Source organism: Brevibacterium sp. VCM10, from assembly GCF_000583215.1.
In the GTDB taxonomy this organism is placed as follows: Bacteria; Actinomycetota; Actinomycetes; order Actinomycetales; family Brevibacteriaceae; genus Brevibacterium; species Brevibacterium linens.
On sequence record NZ_JAJB01000138.1, the window covers coordinates 1 to 882 of the forward strand.

Annotated in this window: 1 pseudogene; it reads left to right on the forward strand. The window is 69.4% G+C overall.

Going from position 1 to position 882, the window contains the following annotated elements:
* Positions 1-882: pseudogene (locus AD89_RS0117775) on the forward strand (thiamine pyrophosphate-binding protein); the annotation flags it as partial.

An 882-nucleotide genomic window follows, 5' to 3' on the forward strand; every position in this document is an offset into this window, starting at 1 on the left:
TCGCCGAGGCGGCCCAAGCCAGAGTTCCCCTCGTCCTCGTCGTCGGGGATGAGCCGACATCGGGTCCGCGGCCGTGGGACGTCGACCAGATCGCCATGGCTTCGGCGGTGGGTGTACGCACGTACACCGTCGGTCGGGTCGATGCGGCCGCCGCGACCGTGACCGCGATCGAGCACGCGCTGACCTACCGGGTGCCCGTGGTGCTCGCGATCCCCTACGATGTCGCGACTCTTCAGATCGGTGAGATTCCGGCCGTCCCCGGTCCCAGCCGTCCGGCACCGACAGCACCGACCGGGGAGTTCACTCATGCGGCCTTGGATCGTCTCGCCACAGATCTGGCTGCGGCGAAGCGCCCGCTGCTGCTCGCCGGTCGCGGAGCCTGGTTGGCCGGAGCCAGTGACGAGCTAGGTCAACTCGTCGAGCTCACGGGTGCGCTGAGTGTGACGACCGCGCTGGGCCGCAATCTCTTCCCGGCTGCCGAACACGACCTGGGAGTCGCCGGCGGCTTCGGCGCCCCGGCCGCGATGGATCGCGTCCGGGAAGCCGATGTCGCCGTGGTCTTCGGAGCCTCCCTCAATCAGTTCACGATGCGTTTCGGAGACCTCTTCCATCCCTCGACGACGGTGTGGCAGATCGACACCGACGACCGTGCCACGAACGCCCGCATCGGCGGCTTCATCCGAGCCGATGCGAAACTCGCTGCCGCCGACCTCGTGGCACGGCTGACGGCTGCCGGCACCCGCGGTGCCGATACTTCGGACAGCGCCACCACCCGCTGGCACGATTCCGTCGACTCCACTGCTGATCGTGCCTACGTCCTCGGGTCGGAACTCGCCGGGGACGGTCGGCTCGATCCACGTGCGGCGGCGAGCCGCCTCGGCG